Source organism: Helicobacter rappini (assembly GCF_900198625.1).
In the GTDB taxonomy this organism is placed as follows: Bacteria; Campylobacterota; Campylobacteria; order Campylobacterales; family Helicobacteraceae; genus Helicobacter_A; species Helicobacter_A rappini.
Genome location: NZ_FZPK01000005.1, coordinates 102,416 through 108,903, shown reverse-complemented (window position 1 = coordinate 108,903; position 6,488 = coordinate 102,416). Strand labels below are relative to the sequence as shown.

General features: G+C 32.9%; 6 protein-coding genes. All 6 read right to left on the bottom strand.

The genetic code is table 11. The annotated features are described in order from the left end of the window. Positions 1 to 17: 17 nt before the first annotated feature. The 6 genes from C6H17_RS12395 to C6H17_RS01620 all read right to left on the bottom strand — a co-directional run bounded on the left by C6H17_RS12395 (position 18) and on the right by C6H17_RS01620 (position 6,384). Positions 18 to 176 (bottom strand): hypothetical protein, encoded by a 159-nt coding sequence (locus C6H17_RS12395; RefSeq protein WP_020995856.1) that lies wholly within the window; start codon positions 174 to 176, stop codon positions 18 to 20. After that, a complete protein-coding gene (locus tag C6H17_RS01640) occupies positions 173 to 763 on the bottom strand; it encodes a hypothetical protein (protein WP_005218715.1) in 591 nt (196 codons plus the stop codon). The genes C6H17_RS12395 and C6H17_RS01640 overlap by 4 nt, the downstream gene beginning before the upstream one ends. Positions 764 to 1,055: 292 nt before the next feature. Then, entirely contained in the window at positions 1,056 to 3,983 is a 2,928-nt protein-coding gene (gene ileS / locus C6H17_RS01635; RefSeq protein WP_005218717.1) for an isoleucine--tRNA ligase, read from the bottom strand. 122 nt (positions 3,984 to 4,105) lie between these two features. Continuing rightward, on the bottom strand, positions 4,106 to 4,636 hold the full coding sequence (locus C6H17_RS01630) for a hypothetical protein (RefSeq protein ID WP_005218718.1): 531 nt from the start codon (positions 4,634 to 4,636) through the stop codon (positions 4,106 to 4,108). A gap of 251 nt (positions 4,637 to 4,887) precedes the next feature. Next, positions 4,888 to 5,517, bottom strand: coding sequence for a hypothetical protein (locus tag C6H17_RS12720; RefSeq protein ID WP_020995854.1), 630 nt, complete (start codon positions 5,515 to 5,517; stop codon positions 4,888 to 4,890). Between the two features lie 210 nt (positions 5,518 to 5,727). Continuing rightward, positions 5,728 to 6,384, bottom strand: coding sequence for a S24 family peptidase (locus tag C6H17_RS01620; protein ID WP_005218720.1), 657 nt, complete (start codon positions 6,382 to 6,384; stop codon positions 5,728 to 5,730). Positions 6,385 to 6,488: the final 104 nt, after the last annotated feature.

The window sequence follows — 6,488 nt, the reverse complement described above, 5'->3', positions numbered from 1 at the left end:
TTGCAAAATACCCATATCTAGTTCCTTTTACTCTCAAAAAATGTTGAAGTGAAGTCAGGTTGTCCTATGTCATTACGCTTAAATTTTTCAATTTTTTCAGGTTTAATTGTGTCTGCTTTCGCAGGATTTGTTTCTTGTATTGTATCTAATGCCATACTTGCATATAGAGTATTCATATTTTGGCATTCATATTTTGCATAACTTCATATTGTGATGCTAAAACTTGTAATATCATGCTTTGTGTTCTTAGCAAGGCTTCTTGTCTTTCTTTCTCATTCATTGTTCTAATTTTTGTATCGCTTAGTTGTTTTTGAATCTTACTCATCATTTCTTGTGTGTCTTTTCTGTAAAGCATGTTATATTTACTGCCATTGCTTGCACTGCCCTCTGTGTAGAGATTGTATGAGTTTAACACTTTATTGACACTTTCATTTTGTGTTTTTGCAATATTTTGTCTCCTTTTATCCTCTACTTCTTTTGCTTTTACAATCTCTTTGCGATAATTATCCATATCTCCATTTTTTAAATATTCTTTTGCTTGGTTTTGATATTTGTTTGATACCTCTTTTGTAAATTCCTCATTTGCAAGGGCATTCATACAAGCTTGTTTCAATGCTAATGAAGAATCCATACCTTTTAGTTTTTTCTTTTGTTCGTTTATAAAATCTTTAAATGTATCACTTGCTTCTTGCAATATATCACAATCGCTTTTTATGCTGTCTAAAAGTGATTCTATCCCACTTAGAATTATTAAACATTGCACAATAGAATATCTCTGACACAAATTATGACAATATGCACACTAAGGGTTTAAAGATTTTATTAAAAAGAGTGTAAAGGATTATGTAAGGTTTTAGAAAATTAGTTTAAATTTTTGGTTATCAATTTTTAATTTGCTAAGAAATTAGATTTTTAGAATCTGTTTCTTGCACATTAAATCATAGGCAAACTATCTTTTTGGGCATTGTGTTAGATATTAAGCACACGCAAAACAACAACGAACGACAATCTCCAAAAGACAATCACTTCTTTTTTGTTCTCACATGCTACTTATTTTACGATAGCACTTTATTGCAACGACTGCATACTTCCATGTTAGAATCTTTTTTAAACTGCCAGCATCTGGGGCATTTCTCTTTTGTAGCTTTATAGACATGATAGGTTTTATTATCTAAGTTAATGCTAAAGAGTATGTCGCTATTAGTTTTTTCACATACGCATTCACTCACCATTAGAAAATCTGCGATTAAATCCTTGCTATTTTCGCATTCTTTTGGTAGGGATAGGCTTAACTCTAGGCTTGATTTTAGCACTTTTTCTTTTTTGAGTTTATCAACCTGTTCGTTAAACAGGCTTCTTAGGGCTAAACATAGCTTGATTTTTTCTTGTTTTTCTTCACTAAAACTAAAGTTTGGTATAGCAAATTTCTCTAATTCAAACACATTTTTTGCCTCACCTTTAATCACAAAAGGTGCATAATCAAGTGCTTCATCAATAGTGTAAGTTAAAAATGGTGCAAGTAAATGTAATATATTATTTGCTAACATTGCAAACACACTTTGGATTGCAAGGCGTTTGTTAGAATCTATCGTATCACAATACAAGCTATCCTTACAAATATCTAAATAGATTCCGCTTAAAGTTGCCGTGATAAAGCCATTTAAAACTTGGAATCCTTTTGAAAACTCATATTCACTGAATAAAGAATCTACTTCATTTAATACCTGCTTTGCTTCATGCAATACCCATTCATCAATGATGCTAAAATTCTCACTAGAGCTAAGCTTTGTTAGCCCTTGTGTATTGGCAAGTAAAAAGCGGATAGTATTTCGCAATTTAAGATAGTTTTCACTCACTTGTTTTAGGATATTTTGCGATATTTTCACATCATTTTGATAATCTGACAGGGCTACCCAAAGTCGCAAAATCTCACTTCCACTTTCGCTAATAATCTTACTTGGGGCAAGGACATTGCCCTTTGACTTACTCATTTTCTCACTTTTTTCATCAATGGTAAAACCATGTGTAATGATAGTTTTAAAAGGGGCTTTATGATTTATCGCACAACCTAGTAAGAGAGAGCTTTGAAACCAGCCTCTATGCTGATCGCTCCCCTCCAAATATACATCAGCAGGGGCATATCCGCTATTATAATCCTTACTATCTAGCACGGCAAACCAAGTGCTACCGCTATCAAACCATACATCTAAAATGTGCATGTTTTTTTCATATAAATTTGCCTTATCTTTATAAGAATCAGGCAATAAATCAATGATTTCTCTCTCCCACCATACATCGCAGCCATGAGTTTCAAATAAAGATTCTATATGACTTGTTAGAATCTCATCAAATATAGGCTCACCACTTTCTTTATCAATGAAAAATGCGATAGGCACACCCCAATCTCGCTGCCTTGAGATACACCAATCGGGGCGATTTTCCACCATGCTTTTTATGCGATTTATCCCATTTTTTGGATAGAATCTTGTGTTTTCAATCTCTTGCAAGGCGACTTGTCTCAGTGTCTTTCCATTATAGTAAGGCTTATCCATGAGAATAAACCACTGCTTTGTAGCACGGAAAATAATGGGCTTATTTGTCCGCCAGCAATGCGGGTATGAATGCACTATCTCTTCATGATGAAGCAGTGCATTTTTATCTTTTAGAATCTCTAGTATTCTTTTTTGTGCTTTAAAAATATGAGAGCCTACAAACTCATCTATCACTTCTTTTTCAAAAAGTCCTAGCGTGATAATACTCTCATCAAAACAGCCAGAATCATCAACAGGCATAATAACAGGCAGGTCATATTTCAGGCATGTAAAGTAGTCATCTTCGCCATGTCCGGGGGCATTATGCACCGCTCCACTGCCATCTTCCATGCTTACATACTCTGCTAGAATCAGCATAGAATCTCTATTATTTAAAGGGTTTGTAGCATAGTGTTTTTCAAAATTTTTAGATTCTATTGTTGCTAGAATCTCACCTTCTATAACCCCTCTTTCTTTCAATTTTTCATAAAGTTTTTTAGCTACTATTGCACCATTACTTACTAGCACATAAGATTCATTAGGATTTAGCGCAATGGCTACATTGCTAGGAAGAGTCCAAGGCGTAGTCGTCCATATAAGCATATATGGGGTTACTTTTGTGCTAAAAGATTCTAGATTTAGGGCTTTTAGAGTGCTTGTTTGCAGAGGAAATGCTACAAATATAGAATCTGATCTCTTGTCTTTATACTCAACTTCTGCTTCTGCTAAGGCACTTTTTGCCGCCCAGCTCCAAAATATAGGCTTACTTCTTTGTGTTAATAATCCAGCTTTTGCCACTTTCACAAGAGCGCGGTAAATATCAGCTTCAAACTTATATTTCATAGTCTTATAAGGATTATCAAAATCGCCTACAATACCAAATGATAAAAACTCATTTTTCTGTATTTCCACAAATTTTTCTGCGTGTTTTCTACATGCTTCTCTAATCTCAAGTTTGGTTGGAATCTTTTTTTCTGCTTCATAAGCATTGCTTACTTGCTGCTCTATTGGCAAACCATGACAATCCCAACCGGGCGTATAAAACACTTGCTTTCCCTGAAAATAATGATATTTAATAATGAAGTCTTTTAGAATCTTATTTAGGGCATGTCCTACATGCAAATGCCCATTTGCATAGGGCGGTCCATCATGGAGTGTAAATGTGTTATTTGTGCTTGATTTATTCTTATTTGTGGTGTTTGTTTCGTTTTGATTTGCTTTGTTTGGATTGACTCCGCTTGGATTAATTTCATTTGGATTGATTTCGCCCTGATTTGTTTGACTTTGCTTCACTTTATTCAAGCTTGTTCTTGCTTTACTCATTGTGCTGTATGCGTATTCCTGCCATTTCTTATATCTCTCTGGCTCTTTTTGCGGAAGATTACCTTTCATTGGAAAATCTGTCTTTGGCAATATCAGTGTATCTTTGTAGTCTTTTTGTGCTTGGTCCATAACATTCCTTTTGCGTTTATAAAATTTTGAATTTTAACAAATTTTCACAAAGGATTCTTTAATATTTGCTTTTGTTTGTGAGATTTTACCAAAAGTAGCTTGTTTGTTTTGGAACACACAAGTTATTTCCAGTAATTTTTTACCCTTAGAAGTAAAACTTGCTGCAGAATCCATGAGACACATATCAAAATTCTGTAATGTTGGGGTTGTTTTATGTTTTCTTTCTCTTGTGCTTCATTTGCTTTTATGGCTTGTCCTATAAATGATTCTGCTTTTATTAAATCTTTTAATTCGTCTTTATATCGATTTCTCATAAGTCTGTATATCTCTAGTTTTATTGCTACCCATATTAAAATGCTTATGTTAAAGGGTGTTGTGCCAAGTAAGATAATAGCTACAAGTTGCAAGGTTTGATATTCTTGCAGGGCATCACTTTTAAACATAGCAGAAACGCTTAAAATAACAACTAAGCTAACGAAAAACTGCATTAAAGCGCAAAAGCTTAAAAATCTCCATTTAACTCCATTTTCATTAACAAAGAATTCTACACCCCTACTCATATATTCCATAGCATAGAATATACTTATGCTTAAGAATGGGAGTATAAAGAATTGGTAATAATCATAAATAATATTTCCAATTGTTTTTAGCATTTTGCTTTTTATCCTTGATTTGTTTTTATAGCAGTTTGTTTTAATTGTGTTGTTGAAACCATTTTGTTATTGTAGATTTTTGTTTGTTTGAAATATAGGGGCTTGTTTTGTTTGGGAATTTGTGGTATGATAGCCATATGCCTTCATCTGTGGTAGCATTAGTAAAGATATATACCGGCTATAAGTTTGGTGCTATTTCACAAACCTAACCGTGTTGTGTCGGATTGCATGGGATGGGATTTTGGTGTAGGCTATCCCTTTAAATACAAAATCTTTACATTTTCACTCTTTAATATATTGTTTATTCTGGTTTCTTTTTCATCAAAATAATATGTTTTAAATTTGATTTTATGTCCTTGTATGCCTATTCCAAACAGATTCATAAGATTTTTATCCTTATCAAAAAATGGTTTATAAAAATATACGCTAGGCTCTTTTTGCCCTTGCTGTGTTTGTTCTACAATAAATAAAGGGTCTCTAAAAGTCTCAAAAAATCCGCCTTTTATATTTTCTCGGTTTGTGTTATATGTGTTGTTTGTAAAATGTTCCCACGCATAAGGAATATATACTTTTATATCTTTATAGGGCGTTTTGATAACACCCTTATTGCCTTTTATACTATCAAACATTTTTGCAAACTCTTCTCTATTTCTAAACTCTGCCTGTGGCATTGTCTCTACTTTGCCATTTTTTAAAGCAGATTCTATTTCTTGTGCTAATTCTTTATTAAAAATATCCTTACTTACTTCTTGCACTTGCTTTTTACCTTTTAAGAAATCTCTAGGATTAAACTTTTGCATTATTTTAGCAAACATAGCTGGATTATTCTCACTCAAAGATTTATAGTCTTGTTGTATAACCGCATTTAAAATCAAAGTCATTTTACATTTAAAATCAAAGTGTGCTTGAATCCTGCATTTTTTGACTTTGATTTTAAATGTAAATTTTGTCTTATTATTTCATAAACACAAACATCTTTAATTTAACTCTCAAACGCTATAGCAGAAGTTGTTTGTCTGTCTTTCATTATGTGTGTTGATACTAGAGCTCATACTGACACTAAGCTATAATTAATATCTATCCCATGCACCCTATAAGGCATTTATCACACCTTTAACCCTACCTATCACATTGACTTCTTCTAATGGATATTGTATTGGCAGATAAATATCATTCATGCTTGAAAGTATTATGTGAGTAGGCGTGTGATAGCATTGCTTTACGAACACACCATCTTTTGTATTTATCGCATATATTTTGCCATTTTTAATATCCTTGTATCTCACATCTATAAAGCATAAGCTCCCATGATGTATTGCTCCCTCCATACTATCACCACAAACCCTTACAACCTCACATTCATAAAACCCCATTTCTTTTAACATGGTTGTATCAAATATAATATCCTTGCATTCTACCTCTGTATTCTCACAAAGAGCCCCTGCTGATACATTTGCTGTATATAGCTTTAAAATCTTATATTTCAAAGAATGTTTGGCTACTTCTATAGGATCACTACCATAGAAAAATTGATTAATTGAAATATTTTTATTATGCAAGAAATCTAAAACATGTTGATATGGGATTGTGTTTTGGAATTTTCTTTGTGCGAGTGCATTTGGGCTTATTTTTAAAGCATGAGCCACATCAATATCTTTTGGAGACAGAAGCCCATCTATAGCTAGGATATCTTTTATGCGTTCTATAACCTCCCTACATGTAATAGGGCTTTTTCTTAATCTTTTCATTCCTATTCCCTTATTTTTTATAATGGATTGTAGCAATCAATAGAGGCTTTGCAATAAAACATTATGTTTTATAATTATTTATTGCAAAGTCTTTCCTCACAACA